This window comes from Streptomyces sp. CB02009 (genome assembly GCF_001905825.1).
Taxonomy (GTDB): domain Bacteria; phylum Actinomycetota; class Actinomycetes; order Streptomycetales; family Streptomycetaceae; genus Streptomyces.
The window spans coordinates 73,489-87,336 of the sequence record NZ_LIVV01000010.1 but is presented as its reverse complement, the minus strand read 5'-3'; the positions used below and the strand labels follow the sequence as shown (position 1 = coordinate 87,336).

Sequence of the window (13,848 nt, the reverse complement as noted above, 5' to 3'; positions counted from 1 at the left end):
GCGCCGGATAGGGTCGCTGGCATGGCACGGATTGTGGTGATCGGCGCGGGACTCGGCGCCATGGCGGCGGCGGCCCGGCTGGCCGTGGCGGGCCACCGGGTGACGGTGTACGAGCGGGGGACGACGTACGGCGGGGCGGTCGGCCGCTTCGCACGCGACGGGTTCGCCTTCGACACGGGCCCGGGGCTGCTGCATCTGCCCGCCGTGTACCGGGACCTGTTCGTGAAGACCGGCAAGGAGCCGCTGGAGGAGTGCGTCACGCTGACGCAGGTCGACCCGGCGAGCCGTCACGTCTTCGCCGACGACACCCGCGTGGACCTGCCGAACGCCTCCCGGGCCGGCACGGTCGCCGCCCTGGACGCCGCGCTCGGCGCCGGCGCGGGCGAGCGCTGGGGCGACTTCCTGGTCCGGGCCCGCGAGGCCTGGGACCGCACCCGCCGGCCGCTCCTCGAGGAACCCCTGCCCGCCGACCCGGCGCCGCTGGCCCGTGAGCCGTACCCGGCCCTCAAGGCGGGCCTGTTGCGGCGTCCGACGACGACGCTCGCGCAGGTCGGGGCGCGGGAGCTGCGCGACCCCCGGCTCGCCGCCCTCCTCGACGCGTACGCGTGGTCGTACGGCTTCGACCCGGCGACGGCCCCGGCCTCGGCCGCCGTCCTGCCGTACATGGAGCAGACCTTCGGCAGCTGGTACGTGGGCGGGGGCCTGCGGGCGCTCGCCGACGCGGTGTACGAACGCTGCCGGAAGCGGCGGGTCGAGTTCGTCTTCGACTCGCCCGTGGAGGACGTCCTGGAGAAGGACGGCCGGGCGGTCGGTGTGCGCCTGGCGGGCGGCGGGACCGTCGAGGCCGACCACGTCGTCTCCGGCGCCCCGGTGCCCGCGCTCTACCGCGACCACGTCGTCGAGTGGAGCCGCGGCGACGCCGTTCCGCACCACCAGGCCACCGGGACCGGCCGGGTGACGGTCTGTCTGGCGCTGCGCGGCCCCCGGGAGGCGGGCGCGGTCCACCGCACCGTCGTCCACGCGGCGGGCGGGCTCCCGACGGTGACGGTGCTGCGCCCGGACGACCCGGCGCTGCGCCCGGACGCGGACCACGAGTCGGTGACGGTCACGGCGACCGTGCCGACCTCTCCGGAGCGGGACGCGGCCGGGTGGGAGGCCTTCGCCGACGGGATGGCCGAGGCGGCCGGGCGGGCGGTCCCGGGGCTGCGGGAGCGGCTGCTGTGGCGGCACGTCCGCACCCCGGAGGACGTACGGCGGGACACGGGCGCCGCCGAGGTGCCGGGGCCCGCGCTCGCCGGGGCCGGCGGACGGCTGCTCCCGGCCGGCAACCGCTCGCCGCTGCCGGGCCTCTGGTTCGCGGGCGGCTGGTCCCACCCGGGCGGCGGGCTCGCCCACGCGGGCATGTCGGGCGCGCTGGTGGCGGGGTTCATCGTGGAGGGCGCGGACTTCCGCGGCTCCCAGTAGAGGAACGCAGCCGGACCCCAGCAGGACGGGGGCCGGACGGGGCCGGACGCACGGAGGGCCCGGCGCGTGCGCCGGGCCCCACGGCCGGTCAGTACCGGTACTGCTGCTGGTCGTCCGGGTGCTGCTCGTAGCCGTACTGGCCCGGTCCCTGCGGCTGCTGCTGCGTCTGGGGCGGCTGGTCGGTGTCGCGCTGCTGCGGGACCCACACCCCGCCGGGCGGGGTGTCGTAGGTGTACGAGGGGGCGTACGGGTCGCCGTAGTACGAGCCGTACTGCTGCCCGTCCGTGCCGGGGCCGATGTACGGGTCGGAGTAGGCGGCGTACTGCTGCTGCCCGGCGTCCTGGCCGTAGTCGTAGGCGGGCTGCTGCTGGTCGTACGCGGGCGCGTAGGGGTCGTACCCGGTCGCGTGGCCGGTCTCGTAGCCGGTGCCGGAGGTCTGGGCGGCGCCGTGTGCCTGGTCCTGGCCCAGGTGGTAGACGCCGTACTGACCGGTGTCCTCGGGCAGCGGCAGGGGCTCGTAGACCGCGGTGGACTCGGCGGCGGACGGAGCATCGGCCCCCTCGGGTCCGGCGTACGGGGCCTCCTCAGCCTCGTACGAGAGCTCGGTGACCTCGAGTGTGGGTCCGGCCTGCGGCGGAGCGGCGGACCTGCGGCGACGGCTGGCGCCGGGGCGGCCGCCGAGCGCCCAGCCGGTGGAGAAGCCGCGGCGGAAGGAGAGCGTCACATAGGTCTGGCCGACGGCGAAGGCGATCGCCCCGGCGACGATGACCGCCACCAGGGACGTCAGGACGCCGAGGACGACGCCGAGGAAGCCGCAGAAGGCGAGCACGCGCCAGCGCAGTCGCGCCTTGTACTGGAGGAGCACCTCCCCCAGCAGCCACAGCGCGACCACGCCGAATGCGATGTAGAGGACCGTCCACCCCATGCCCCGCCGCCCCTCTCCACGGTCACCGCCGCGGGTCGGGGCGGGTACGACCGGTCACGACTGCTGGTGCAGTCCGAGATTCTCGTAGATCTCGATCGCGGTGGAGCTGTTCAGCGTGATGAAGTGCAGTCCGGGGACACCCTCGGAGAGCAGCCGCGCGCAGAACTCCGTCGCGAACTCGATACCGATGGAGCGTACAGCGGCGGGATCGTCCTTGACGGCGAGGATGCGCTCTTTCACATCCGCCGGGAAGTGGGCGTTGCTCAGCCGGGGCAGCCGGTCGAGGGTCTTCACGTTCACAACGGGCATGACTTCGGGGATGATCGGCGTCTCGCAGCCCGCCTTGGCGACGCTGTCGCGCAGCCGCAGATACTTCTCGGGGTCGAAGAACATCTGGGTGATCGCGTAGTCGGCGCCGGCACGGCACTTGTCCACGAAGTGCCGGATGTCCGTGTCCCAGTCGGCGGAGCGGGGGTGCATCTCGGGGAAGGCGGCGACGCCGACGCAGAAGTCGCCCGATTCCTTGATCAGCCGGACGAGGTCGGCGGCGTACGTGACGCCCTCGGGGTGCTCGACCCAGTCCCCCAGCGGGTCGCCCGGCGGGTCGCCGCGCACGGCGAGCATGTTGCGGATGCCGGCGTCGGCGTACTGGCCGAGGACGTTGCGCAGCTCGGCGACCGAGTGGTCGACGGCCGTGATGTGGGCGACCGGGGTGAGCGTGCTGTCGGAGGCGATCTTCTGGGTGGCCTTGACGGTGCCGCCGCGGGTGGACCCGCCGGCGCCGTAGGTCACGGAGACGAAGCTGGGGCCGACCGCCTCGACGCGGCGCATCGCGTTCCAGAGGACCTGCTCGCCCTTCTCGGTCCGGGGCGCGAAGAACTCGAAGGAGTACGACGTGCCGCCGGAGGCGAGGATCTCGCGGACCGTGCGGGCGCGGTCCGAACGGACGGAAGCGGTACCAAGGGCCATACGGGCAGGTTAGACGGGCCGCGCGGAGGTGCGTGAACGCCGTCCGAGTGGTGGACACAGTTTTGGACAGCCGGCGGGGCCGACCGCTGGACGAACCTCCGACGGATCCCGGCCCTCCCCACGGACCCCTGACCGCCGGCCGGAGGCGCTACTCCCCCGCACGCTCCCGGACCCGCTTGGCCAGGGCGGCCGTCGCGGCGGCCGGGTCGTCGGCCTCGGTGATGGCCCGGACGACGACGATCCGGCGCGCGCCCGCGTCCAGGACTTCGTCCAGATTCGTCTCGTCGATGCCGCCGATGGCGAACCAGGGGCGGTCCTGGACCAGGCCCGCGGCGTACCGCACGAGGTCGAGCCCCGGCGCGTACCGGCCGGGCTTGGTGGGGGTGGGCCAGCAGGGTCCGGTGCAGAAGTAGTCGACGCCGGGTTCGACGGCGGCCGCGGCCGCCTCGGTCTCGGCGTGGCAGGACCGGCCGATCAGGATGTCGTCCCCGAGGATCGCCCGGGCGGCGGGGACGGGCAGGTCACCCTGGCCCAGGTGGAGCACGTGGGAGCCGATGGCGTGGGCGACGTCGGCCCGGTCGTTCACGGCGACGAGCTTGCCGTGCCGGCGGGCGGCCTCGGCGAGGACGGCGAGGTGCTCCAGCTCCTCGCCCGCCTCCATGCCCTTGTCGCGGAGCTGCACGATGTCCACGCCGGACGAGAGCACGGCGTCGAGGAAGGCGGGCAGGTCGCCCTGGCGCTTCCGCGCGTCGGTGCACAGGTAGAGCCGGGCGTCGGCGAGCAGCTCACGAGGCGTGGGCATGGGTGGTTCCCCCCGTCGGTGTCACGGGGGCGCTCCCCGCGGGTGTCGCCGGACGCTACCCCGGCGGTACGGCGCGGGGCTTCCCGCACCGGTGGCACGGGGTCTCCCGCACCGGTGGCACGGGGCTTCCCGCACCGGTGGCGCGAGGGCCGCGGCGGCCCGGCCGTGGGGCCGGTCGCCGCGACACCCGCTCATGGTGTCCTGCGGTGGCGCGTCAGATGGCGAGCGCCTGGGCGCGGCGCTTCACCTCCGTGCCGCGGTTCTCGTTGAGCGCCTGGGCGGGCGTGCCCGGCAGGCTCTCGTCCGGAGTGAAGAGCCACTCCAGCATCTCCTCGTCGGTGAAGCCGTCGTCCCGCAGCACGGTCAGGAGTCCGACGAGACCCTTGACGATCTTGTCGCCCTGGATGAAGGCGGCGGGGATCTGCAGGGCGTTGTTCTCTCCACGGCGCACGGCGATCAGCTGACCGTCCTTGATCAGCTGCCGCACGCGCGTCACCTCGACATCGAGCATCTCCGCGATGTCGGGCACATAGAGCCAGGCGGGGACGAGCGCATCGATCTTTACGTCAATCTCGGTCACAGGACAAGCCTGCCATCCCGGACCGACAGCCGGTAGTCGGGCCCGGCCCGATCGACGAGGCGCCCCCTAGGCGACCGCCGCCTTCAGAGGGACCGAGGGGTCCGCCGCGCGGACGGGGTCGACCGCGGTGGCCGACTCGATGAGCCTGCGGCCCTGGGCCAGGTCGCGGGGGCGGCCGACCGCGAGCAGGGCCACCGGCACCCCGGCCCGCAGCCACAGCACGGACCAGGTCTTCTCCGCCGGGTCGCCGCGCCGGATCAGCTCGTCCGCGTCCGCGTGGTGCCCGGCGTACTGGACGAAGCGGCCGAACTGCTCGGACCAGAAGTACGGGACGGGGTCGTACGGCCCGGAGTCCGCGTCCCCGCCCGCGCCCCCGCCGGTGATCGTCGCGGCAACCGTGCGGGGGCCCTGGAGCGCGTTGTCCCAGTGGTGGACGAGGAGGCGCCGCCCGTAGCGGGCGGAGGGGAAGGAGGCGCAGTCCCCGACGGCGTACACGTCGGGCAGGCTGGTGCGCAGCCGCTCGTCGGCGGTGACGGCGCCGCCGGGGTCGAGGGCGATCCCCGAGCCGGTGAGCCATCCGGTGGCGGGGACGGCGCCGATGCCGACGACGACGGCGTCGGCGGGCAGCTCGCGGCCGTCGTCGAGGACGACCGTGCCCGGCGTGCCGGGCTCGACGGTGCGGACGCGCGCGCGGGTGAGGAGTTCGGCGCCGTTCTCCCCGTACCACTCGGCCATGGGGGTGGTGACCTCGGCGGGCAGGGCTCCGGCGAGGGGGCGGTCGGCGGCCTCGACGACGGTGACGGCGCAGCCGGCCTCGCGGGCGGCGGTGGCGAACTCCGCGCCGATCCAGCCGGCTCCGACGACCACGACGCTGTGCCGCCGCTCCAGGACGGGTCCGAGGCGGACGGCGTCGTCCAGGGTCCGCAGCAGATGGACCCCGGGAACGCCCTCGGTGCCGGGCAGTGTGATCGGCTGGGCGCCGGTGGCGACGACCAGGACGTCGTACCCGACGGGCCCGGCCTCGGTGTCGATCTCGTGGTCGTCGGCACGCAGTCCGGTGACGTCGAGGCCGAGGCGCAGCTCGACGCCGAGCTCCTCGAAGTCGATCTCGAAGGCGGAGCCCTCGGCCTTGCCGAGGAGGACGGCCTTGGAGAGCGGGGGCCGGTCGTAGGGCTGATGGGGCTCGGCCCCGATGAGGGTCACGGGGCCGGTGAAACCCCGTTCGCGCAGGGCGACGGCGGTCTGGACGCCCGCCATCCCGGCGCCGACGATCACGACGTGCTGCTCTGCCTGCTTCTGCTCGCTCACCCGACCACCTTACGCATCTGACGATCCGTCAGGAAGGGAGGGGTCTGCGGCCCCCCGGAGGCGGAAGCTAGTGTGTCGGGCGTAAAGCACTCGCGGGAGCCCGGACGCACCGGGCTGAGAGGGAGGCTGGGACGGCCTCCGACCGTACGAACCTGATCCGGGTCATGCCGGCGAAGGGAGGGGCTGGACGCCCATGCGTTCTTCCGAAGTCCACGGGTCCGAGGACCCCGCGTTCGGGGCGGAAGCACCGGACGCCGCCGCGTCGGGGGGCGGTGCGCACGAGGGCGGTGCGGGCGAAGCCGGCATCCGCGAAGCCTGCGCGCACGAAGCCGGTGCGCACGAGGCCGGTGCACTCCGGGCCGGTGCGCGCGGCAGCGCCGACGTGCTCGTCGTCGGGGGCGGCATCATCGGCCTGGTCACGGCCTGGCGGGCCGCGCTGCGCGGCCTGCGCACCGCCGTGGTCGACCCGGCGCCGGGCGGCGGCGCCGCCCACGTCGCGGCCGGGATGCTCGCCGCCGTCACCGAACTCCACTACGGCGAGGAGACCCTCCTCGGGCTCAACCTCGCCTCCGCCGCCCGCTACCCCGCGTTCGTCGCCGAACTGGAGCAGGCCACCGGCCACGACGTCGGCCACCGCGCCTGCGGCACCCTCGCCGTCGCCCTCGACGCCGACGACCGGGCCCACCTGCGCGAACTGCACGCCCTGCAGACCCGCTGCGGGCTCGCGTCGGAATGGCTCAGCGGCCGCGAGTGCCGGCGCCTCGAACCGATGCTGGCCCCGGGCGTACGCGGCGGGCTGCGGGTGGACGGCGACCACCAGGTCGATCCGCGCCGGCTCGCCGCCGCGCTCCTCGTCGCCTGCGAACGGGCCGGGGTGGTCTTCCACCGCGACCTCGCGCAGCGCCTGACGGTGGTACGGGACCGGGCCCGCGGTGTCGTGCTCGCCGGAGGCGGGGAACTGACGGCGGACCAGGTCGTGCTCGCCGCGGGCAGCCTGAGCGGCCGCCTCGCGGGGGTGCCGGACGAGGTGCTTCCGCCGGTGCGCCCGGTGAAGGGCCAGGTGCTGCGGCTGCGCGTACCGGCCCCGTACGCCCCCTTCCTCTCCCGGACGGTCCGGGCCGTCGTCCGCGGCAGCCACGTCTACCTGGTGCCCCGCGAGAACGGCGAACTGGTCGTCGGCGCCACCAGCGAGGAACTCGGCTGGGACACCACGGTGACGGCGGGCGGGGTGTACGAGCTGCTGCGCGACGCCCACGAGCTCGTGCCCGGGCTCACCGAGCTCCCGCTGACCGAGACCCTGGCGGGTCTGCGCCCCGCCTCGCCCGACAACGCGCCGCTGCTCGGCCCCACCGCCCTGCCCGGCCTGCACCTGGCCACCGGCCACTACCGCAACGGGGTCCTGCTCACCCCGGTCACCGGCGACGTCATGGCCGAGGTGCTCACCACGGGGGTCCTCCCCGACGAGGCCCGCCCCTTCACCCCCCGCCGTTTCTCCCCCGCGCCCTCGCCCGTACGTCAGGAGCAGCCCGCATGAACGTGTCCGTGAACGGAGAGGCCCGCGTGCTCTCCGGCCCCGTCACCCTCGACGCCCTCGTGGCGACCCTGACCCAGGCCCGCGCCGGGGTCGCCGCCGCCCTCAACGAGACGGTCGTCCCACGCGGCGCATGGCCGACGACGCTCCTCGGCGAAGGCGACCGGGTCGAGGTCCTCACCGCGGTCCAGGGGGGCTGAGCGCGATGTCCGACGACGTGTTCACCCTCGGCGGTACGGAGTTCTCCTCGCGGCTCATCATGGGCACCGGCGGGGCGCCCAGTCTCGACGTCCTGGAGCGCTCCCTGGTCGCCAGCGGTACGGAGCTGACGACCGTCGCGATGCGGCGCCTGGACCCGACCGTCCAGGGCTCGGTCCTCTCCGTCCTGGAACGGCTCGGCATCCGGGTCCTGCCCAACACGGCGGGCTGCTTCACCGCGGGCGAGGCGGTCCTGACCGCCCGCCTGGCCCGGGAGGCGCTCGGCACCGACTGGATCAAGCTGGAGGTCGTCGCCGACGAGCGGACGCTGCTCCCGGACGGGGAGGAACTCCTCGTGGCGGCCGAGACGCTGGTCGACGACGGCTTCACCGTCCTCCCCTACACCAACGACGACCCGGTCCTCGCCCGCAAGCTGGAGGACGCGGGCTGCGCGGCGATCATGCCGCTCGGCTCCCCGATCGGCTCGGGCCTCGGCATCCGCAACCCCCACAACTTCCAGCTGATCACGGAACGGGCCGGAGTGCCGGTGATCCTCGACGCGGGGGCCGGCACGGCGTCGGACGCGGCGCTCGCGATGGAGCTGGGGTGCGCGGCGGTGATGCTGGCGTCGGCGGTGACCCGCGCGCAGGAGCCGGTCCTGATGGCTTCCGCGATGCGGCACGCGGTGGAGGCGGGGCGGCTGGCCCACCGGGCGGGGCGGATCCCGCGGCGGCACTTCGCGGAGGCGTCGTCGCCCAGCGAAGGCCGCCCCACCTTGGACCCGGAACGCCCAGCCTTCTGACCCGACCGACGCGCCCGCCACGCGCTCGCGCCCGTACCCCGACCCACCCGCCGTGTGGGCAATCGTCCCGCAGGGCGGGACGGGTGGGCACACGGGACGGCGCGCTCGGCGGCGCCTCCGCCCCTTGTGCCCTGGCCCGCACCCCCACAGCGCCGCACCTGGGGTGCGGGTTCAGGCGCGGAAGCCTAGGCCCGGCAACGGGCGCCGTTCCGTTGTGCCCACCCGTTCCGCCCCAGCGGAACAGTTGCCCACAACGGGGTGGGCGGGGCGGGCACCGCCCCGTCGGAGCGGGGCCCCGGGCTGGCGGGCCTCGGCCCGGCGAGGCGGCGGGGCGGCTGCCCGGCGGCGGGGGCGGCCCGCACCCCGGTCAGGCGGGCGGCAGCCCGGCGGGGCGGGCCCGGACCGGGGCGGGCTCGTCACAGGTGGGTCGCAGTCGGGGGCGCGCGGCCGACCCCCCGCCCACCCCCTCGTAGACTCGACGCCGTGGACACGACCCTTCAGGACCCCCTCGTCGGGCGGCTGCTCGACGGCCGCTACCGCGTCGACGCGCGCATCGCCGTCGGCGGGATGGCCACCGTCTACCGGGCCGTGGACACCCGTCTCGACCGCGTCCTCGCGCTCAAGGTGATGCACCCCGCCCTCGCCACCGACGCCGCGTTCGTCGAGCGCTTCATCCGCGAGGCGAAGTCCGTCGCCCGCCTCTCCCACCCCAACGTCGTCGGCGTCTTCGACCAGGGCGCCGAGGGCGCGTACGTCTATCTGGCGATGGAGTACGTCGCCGGCTGCACCCTCCGCGACGTCCTGCGCGAGCGCGGCGCCCTCGCGCCCCGGGCCGCCCTGGACATCCTGGAGCCGGTGCTCGCCGCGCTCGGCGCCGCGCACCGGGCGGGGTTCGTGCACCGGGACATGAAGCCGGAGAACGTCCTGATAGGGGACGACGGCCGGGTCAAGGTCGCCGACTTCGGTCTCGTACGGGCCGTGGGTTCGGCGACCGCCACCACCGGCTCGGTCCTCGGGACCGTCTCGTACCTGGCTCCGGAGCAGATCGAGCTCGGCACCGCCGACACCCGCGCCGACGTGTACGCCTGCGGTGTCGTCCTCTACGAGATGCTGACCGGCGGCAAGCCGCACTCCGGCGACACCCCCGCCCAAGTGCTCTACCAGCACCTCAACACCGACGTGCCCGCCCCGTCGGCAGCCGTTCCCGGGCTCGCCCTGGAGCTGGACGAGCTGGTCGCGGCGGCCACCGCCCGCAATCCCGAGGTCCGCCCGTACGACGCCGTCGCCCTGCTGGCCCTGCTGCGGGAGGCCCGCGCCGCGCTCGGCGAGGAGCAGCTGGACGCCCTGCCCCCGCAGGCCAGGTCCGGGGCCCGGGACACCGCGGACGACCGGACCAGCGTGATCGCCCGGGCCGTACCGGTCGAGGCCGGGGCGGCCGACGGCCCCGCCGGGTCCGCCGGGTCCGACCCGCACCAGGTGCTGCTCACGAACCGGCTGCCGGCCCCCGAGCCGGCGCCCGCGCCCGGCTTCCGCCGCCGGCCCCCGCGCGGTCCCCTGCTCCTCGTCCTGGGCGTCCTGCTCGCCCTCGGCCTGGGCACCGGCGTCTGGTACATCAATTCCGGCCAGTTCACCCGGGTCCCCGCCGTCCTCGGCCAGACGGAGGCCGAGGCGACCAGGCGGATCACCGACGCCGGCCTCGACGTCGGCACGACGAAGCGCGCGTTCAGCGACGTGTACGAGCGCGGCGCCGTCATGGCCGTCGACCCGGCGCCCGGCGAGCGTCTCCGGGGCAACGGCGCGGTGACCCTGACCCTGTCCCGCGGTCCCGAGCTCGTGAAGGTGCCCAACCTCAAGAACAAGCCGCTCGCCGAGGCCCGGCGCGTCCTTGAGGAGGAGGGCCTGGCCGCCGGGGTGATCACCCGGAAGTTCAGCGACACCGTCGCCCAGGGGGCCGTGATCGGCTCCGATCCCGAGCCCGGCACCGAGCGGAATCCCGACTCGGCCGTCGCCCTGGTGGTGAGCAAGGGGGCCCCGATCGACGTCCCCGACGTCACCGGCGAGACCGTCGAGGACGCCACGGCCCTGCTCCAGGAGGAGGGGCTCAAGGTGGTCGTCGCCACGGAGCGGGTCCACTCCCCCGAGGCGGCCGGATCCGTCGCCGCCCAGTCGCTCGCCGAGGGCAGCCGGGCGGCCGAGGGCGACACCGTCACCCTCACCGTCTCCAAGGGCCCCCGGCTCGTCGAGGTCCCGGACGTCGTCGGCGAGTCGGTCGACGACGCGCGGACGGCTCTGGAGGACGAGGGTTTCGAGGTGGAGGTCAAGAAGTCCTTCCCCTACCTGGGCAGCGAGGTCACGGGCCAGTCCGTGGAGGGCGGCTCGACCGCGCCCGAGGGCTCCACCGTCACGATCACGATCAAGGGACTGTAGAAGCTGATGCGCAACCCCGTCGGCGGCCACGTCCCGGTGGCCGGTGGCCTCGCCAAGGTGGGCCTGGGCTACGCCCGTGAGCTCGGCGCCGAGACCGTACAGGTCTTCGTCGCCAATCCGCGCGGCTGGGCCACCCCGCCCGGGAACCCCGCCGAGGACGAACGGTTCCGCGCCGAGTGCGCCGCCGAGTCGATCTCGGCCTGGGTCCACGCCCCGTACCTGATCAACTTCGGTTCCCACACCGAGGCCACCGCGGAGAAGTCGGTGGAGTCGATGCGGCACTCGCTGCGGCGGGGCCGGGAGATCGGCGCGAAGGGCGTGGTGGTGCACACCGGCTCGGCGACCGGCGGCCGCCCCCGCGCGGAGGCGCTCGCGCAGGTCCGGGAGCTGCTGCTGCCGCTGCTGGACGAGCTGACGCACGACGACGACCCGGATCTGCTCCTGGAGTCGACGGCCGGCCAGGGGTTCTCGCTCTGCTCGCGCGCGGAGGACTTCGGGCCGTACTTCGACGTGCTCGACCGGCACCCGAAGCTGGGCATCTGCCTGGACACCTGCCACATCTTCGCCGCGGGCCACGACCTGACCGGTCCGCACGGCGCGGCGCAGACGCTCGACCAGCTGGTGGCGACCGTGGGCGAGGGACGGCTGAAGCTGATCCACGCCAACGACTCCCAGGACGTGGTCGGCGCCCGCAAGGACCGGCACGCGAACATCGGCGTGGGCCACATCGGCGAGGACGCGTTCCGCAACCTGCTCCGTCACCCGGCGACGGCGGGCGTGCCCCTGATCATCGAGACGCCCGGCGGCACGGCGGGGCACCTCGCGGACGTGGAGCTGCTCAAGAAGCTGAGGGACTGACACGGTATCCCGTTGAGGAATACCCCAGGGGGGTATACGGTTCCTGTATCGACAGGAACCGCTACCCGACCCTGGGGGCACCCATGCAGCACGACGCGCACGCCCATCACGACCACAGCACTCACGGCGGGCATCACGAGAACCACGGCGGGTCTCACGAGAACCACGGCGCTCACCACGAGGGGCACGGCGCTCACCACGCCCCCGGCAAGGCCTCCTGGTCCATGGCGGCCAAGGCGACGCTGCACTGCCTCACCGGCTGCGCCATCGGCGAGGTCCTCGGCATGATCATCGGCACCGCGCTCGGCTGGGGCAACATGGAGACGATGATCCTCGCGATCATCCTGGCCTTCTTCTTCGGCTACGCGCTGACCCTGCGCGGCATCCTGGCCGCCGGCGTCGATTTCAAGACGGCTTTCAAGGTCGCGCTCGCCGCCGACACCCTGTCCATCGCGGTCATGGAGATCATCGACAACGGCGTCATCGCCCTCTGGCCCGGCGCCATGGACGCCCATCTCTCCGACCCGGTCTTCTGGATCGTGCTGGCCATCGCGCTCGCCGCCGCGTTCGTGATCACCGTCCCGGTCAACAAGTGGATGATCGGCCGCGGCAAGGGGCACGCGGTGGTCCACCAGTACCACCACTGACCCGCGACACCACGCGGAGGACGGTCCGGGAGCGCTACAGCTCCGGGCCGTCTCCCGGTTCCTCCTGGTACGAGTACCGCTGCTCCGTCCAGGGGTCGCCGATGTTGTGGTACCCGCGCTCCTCCCAGAAGCCCCGCCGGTCGGCGGCCATGTACTCCACGCCGCGGACCCACTTGGGGCCCTTCCAGGCGTACAGGTGGGGGACGACCAGGCGCAGCGGGAAACCGTGCTCGGCGGTGAGGAGCTCGCCGTCCATGTGGGTGGCGAAGATCGAGCGCTCGTCGGCGAAGTCGGCGAGCCGCATGTTGGCGCTGTAGCCGTACTCGGCCCAGACCATCACATGGGTGACCTGGGGCGCGGGCGGGGCGAGCTCGAGGACCGTACGGGCCGGGACGCCACCCCATTCGGCCCCGAGCATGCTGAATTTCGTGACGCAGTGCAGATCGGCCACGACCGAGGAGAAGGGAAGGGCCGAGAACTCCTCGTGGTTCCAGCACCGCTTGTCGCCGTCGGCCGTCGCGCCGAAGACGCGGAACTCCCAGCGGTCGGGCTTGAACTTGGGGACGGGCCCGTAGTGGGTGACCGGCCAGCCGCGCTGGAGCCGCTGGCCCGGCGGAAGGTCCGGCGAACGATCCGGCTGCCCTGCTTCCCGGTGCACTCCGCTCTCCGTCCGACCCATGCCATCCATGGTGACAGACGGCGAGGGGTGGTGATGACCAGGAGACCCCCGGCCTGGACTGATTCGGGCAACTCCCACTAAGCCTGCACTTACTGGACGCCCCCCATTCGGGGTGCGAGGATGCGGCCATCCTGCCCAGTGACGGCGTAGACACGCAACGTGGAAGGAGCCTCTGCGATGCAGGGCGACCCCGAGGTCCTCGAGTTTCTCAACGAGCAGCTGACCGGCGAGCTGACGGCCATCAACCAGTACTGGCTGCACTACCGCATCCAGGACAACAAGGGGTGGACGAAGCTCGCCAAGTACACGCGCGAAGAGTCCATCGATGAGATGAAGCACGCGGACAAGCTGACCGAGCGCATCCTGATGCTCGACGGCCTGCCCAATTACCAGCGCCTCTTCCACGTACGGGTCGGTCAGACCCTCACCGAGATGTTCCAGGCGGACCGCCAGGTCGAGGTCGAGGCCATCGACCGTCTGAAGCGCGGGATCGAGGTCATGCGGGCCAAGGGGGACGTCACGTCCGCCAACCTGTTCGAGGAGATCCTGGCCGACGAGGAGCACCACATCGACTACCTGGACACTCAGCTGGAGCTGATCGAGTCCCTGGGTGAGGCCCTCTACATCTCGACGCTCATCGAGCAGCCGAGCTGAGGCT

At 73.7% G+C, this 13,848-nt stretch carries 14 protein-coding genes and 1 riboswitch; of the genes, 8 read left to right on the top strand and 6 right to left on the bottom strand.

Annotated elements, in window-relative coordinates:
• Positions 1-21 precede the first annotated feature (21 nt).
• The gene (locus tag AMK27_RS33150) at positions 22-1,464 is read left to right on the top strand and encodes a phytoene desaturase family protein (RefSeq protein ID WP_198955979.1); all 1,443 of its coding nucleotides are present in this window, start codon (positions 22-24) and stop codon (positions 1,462-1,464) included.
• An 88-nt stretch (positions 1,465-1,552) separates the two neighbouring features.
• Here the strand turns inward: AMK27_RS33150 and AMK27_RS33145 are convergent, their stop codons facing one another.
• The 5 genes from AMK27_RS33145 to AMK27_RS33125 all read right to left on the bottom strand — a co-directional run bounded on the left by AMK27_RS33145 (position 1,553) and on the right by AMK27_RS33125 (position 6,048).
• Positions 1,553-2,389 (bottom strand): hypothetical protein, encoded by an 837-nt coding sequence (locus AMK27_RS33145; protein ID WP_073916755.1) that lies wholly within the window; start codon positions 2,387-2,389, stop codon positions 1,553-1,555.
• Positions 2,390-2,443: 54 nt separating this feature from the next.
• Positions 2,444-3,358 carry a methylenetetrahydrofolate reductase [NAD(P)H] gene (gene metF, locus AMK27_RS33140; RefSeq protein WP_073916753.1) on the bottom strand — a complete coding sequence of 305 codons (915 nt, stop codon included), beginning with the start codon at positions 3,356-3,358 and terminating at the stop codon, positions 2,444-2,446.
• Between the two features lie 148 nt (positions 3,359-3,506).
• A complete protein-coding gene (gene thiE, locus AMK27_RS33135; RefSeq protein ID WP_073916751.1) occupies positions 3,507-4,160 on the bottom strand; it encodes a thiamine phosphate synthase in 654 nt (217 codons plus the stop codon).
• Positions 4,161-4,374: 214 nt separating this feature from the next.
• A complete protein-coding gene (locus AMK27_RS33130) occupies positions 4,375-4,740 on the bottom strand; it encodes an Rv2175c family DNA-binding protein (protein WP_073916749.1) in 366 nt (121 codons plus the stop codon).
• Positions 4,741-4,806: 66 nt separating this feature from the next.
• The gene (locus tag AMK27_RS33125) at positions 4,807-6,048 is read right to left on the bottom strand and encodes an NAD(P)/FAD-dependent oxidoreductase (RefSeq protein ID WP_073916747.1); all 1,242 of its coding nucleotides are present in this window, start codon (positions 6,046-6,048) and stop codon (positions 4,807-4,809) included.
• Positions 6,049-6,130: 82 nt separating this feature from the next.
• A riboswitch (TPP riboswitch) is annotated at positions 6,131-6,244 on the top strand.
• Here AMK27_RS33125 and thiO point away from each other — a divergent pair.
• The 6 genes from thiO to AMK27_RS33095 all read left to right on the top strand — a co-directional run bounded on the left by thiO (position 6,242) and on the right by AMK27_RS33095 (position 12,511).
• The gene (gene thiO, locus AMK27_RS33120; protein ID WP_241847679.1) at positions 6,242-7,582 is read left to right on the top strand and encodes a glycine oxidase ThiO; all 1,341 of its coding nucleotides are present in this window, start codon (positions 6,242-6,244) and stop codon (positions 7,580-7,582) included. (Overlaps the previous riboswitch by 3 nt.)
• The gene (gene thiS / locus AMK27_RS33115) at positions 7,579-7,779 is read left to right on the top strand and encodes a sulfur carrier protein ThiS (protein WP_073916743.1); all 201 of its coding nucleotides are present in this window, start codon (positions 7,579-7,581) and stop codon (positions 7,777-7,779) included. The genes thiO and thiS overlap by 4 nt, the downstream gene beginning before the upstream one ends.
• Positions 7,780-7,784: 5 nt before the next feature.
• Complete coding sequence (locus AMK27_RS33110) at positions 7,785-8,579, top strand: thiazole synthase (RefSeq protein WP_073916741.1); 795 nt, start codon at positions 7,785-7,787, stop codon at positions 8,577-8,579.
• Between the two features lie 483 nt (positions 8,580-9,062).
• The gene (gene pknB / locus AMK27_RS33105) at positions 9,063-11,006 is read left to right on the top strand and encodes a Stk1 family PASTA domain-containing Ser/Thr kinase (protein WP_198955978.1); all 1,944 of its coding nucleotides are present in this window, start codon (positions 9,063-9,065) and stop codon (positions 11,004-11,006) included.
• Positions 11,007-11,012: 6 nt separating this feature from the next.
• Complete coding sequence (locus AMK27_RS33100; protein ID WP_073916738.1) at positions 11,013-11,864, top strand: deoxyribonuclease IV; 852 nt, start codon at positions 11,013-11,015, stop codon at positions 11,862-11,864.
• 83 nt (positions 11,865-11,947) lie between these two features.
• Positions 11,948-12,511, top strand: a complete 564-nt coding sequence (locus tag AMK27_RS33095; protein WP_073916735.1) for a DUF4396 domain-containing protein — start codon at positions 11,948-11,950, stop codon at positions 12,509-12,511.
• A gap of 34 nt (positions 12,512-12,545) precedes the next feature.
• Here the strand turns inward: AMK27_RS33095 and AMK27_RS33090 are convergent, their stop codons facing one another.
• Positions 12,546-13,190, bottom strand: a complete 645-nt coding sequence (locus AMK27_RS33090; protein ID WP_073916733.1) for a sulfite oxidase-like oxidoreductase — start codon at positions 13,188-13,190, stop codon at positions 12,546-12,548.
• Positions 13,191-13,367: 177 nt separating this feature from the next.
• Between AMK27_RS33090 and bfr the strand changes: the two genes are divergently transcribed.
• On the top strand, positions 13,368-13,844 hold the full coding sequence (gene bfr / locus AMK27_RS33085) for a bacterioferritin (RefSeq protein ID WP_073806778.1): 477 nt from the start codon (positions 13,368-13,370) through the stop codon (positions 13,842-13,844).
• Positions 13,845-13,848: the final 4 nt, after the last annotated feature.

Bases quoted from the DNA above. Each gene is read 5' to 3' on its own strand.
- thiS (WP_073916743.1), top strand. From the start codon at position 7,579: ATGAACGTGTCCGTGAACGGAGAGGCCCGCGTGCTCTCCGGCCCCGTC.
- AMK27_RS33110 (WP_073916741.1), top strand. From the start codon at position 7,785: ATGTCCGACGACGTGTTCACCCTCGGCGGTACGGAGTTCTCCTCGCGG.
- metF (WP_073916753.1), bottom strand. From the start codon at position 3,358: ATGGCCCTTGGTACCGCTTCCGTCCGTTCGGACCGCGCCCGCACGGTC.
- AMK27_RS33100 (WP_073916738.1), top strand. From the start codon at position 11,013: ATGCGCAACCCCGTCGGCGGCCACGTCCCGGTGGCCGGTGGCCTCGCC.
- AMK27_RS33090 (WP_073916733.1), bottom strand. From the start codon at position 13,190: ATGGGTCGGACGGAGAGCGGAGTGCACCGGGAAGCAGGGCAGCCGGAT.
- thiE (WP_073916751.1), bottom strand. From the start codon at position 4,160: ATGCCCACGCCTCGTGAGCTGCTCGCCGACGCCCGGCTCTACCTGTGC.
- AMK27_RS33095 (WP_073916735.1), top strand. From the start codon at position 11,948: ATGCAGCACGACGCGCACGCCCATCACGACCACAGCACTCACGGCGGG.
- thiO (WP_241847679.1), top strand. From the start codon at position 6,242: ATGCGTTCTTCCGAAGTCCACGGGTCCGAGGACCCCGCGTTCGGGGCG.
- bfr (WP_073806778.1), top strand. From the start codon at position 13,368: ATGCAGGGCGACCCCGAGGTCCTCGAGTTTCTCAACGAGCAGCTGACC.
- AMK27_RS33150 (WP_198955979.1), top strand. From the start codon at position 22: ATGGCACGGATTGTGGTGATCGGCGCGGGACTCGGCGCCATGGCGGCG.
- AMK27_RS33145 (WP_073916755.1), bottom strand. From the start codon at position 2,389: ATGGGGTGGACGGTCCTCTACATCGCATTCGGCGTGGTCGCGCTGTGG.